The organism is Salinimicrobium oceani, from assembly GCF_012037645.1.
In genome coordinates, this window is sequence record NZ_JAAVJR010001730.1 from 1 (window position 1) to 261 (window position 261).

Annotated in this window: 1 protein-coding gene; it reads right to left on the bottom strand. The window is 33.7% G+C overall.

The window, feature by feature from the left end; genetic code table 11:
- On the bottom strand, nt 1-261 hold a 261-nt coding region (locus HC175_RS23785; RefSeq protein ID WP_168140159.1), incomplete at both ends, for a DDE-type integrase/transposase/recombinase.

Consider the following 261-nt stretch of genomic DNA (forward strand, 5'->3'; position numbering starts at 1 on the left):
TATACTGGCTTCCTCGATCTGAGTGGTGGATCTTTGGAGCTTTATTGTCTTTTAAAGCCATTTTTAAAGCCTTTATGTTAGCTGTTCCTCTCATATTATCAGAGACCTCATAGCCAATTATTTTCTTAGTGTAAACATCTATAATAAAGACTGCATAATAAAATTTATCTCCTACTTTGTAATAAGTAATATCACTTTGCCACACCACCGAAGGTGCATTGATCTCTATACCTTTAATTTTATTTGGGTAGTAGATCTTGC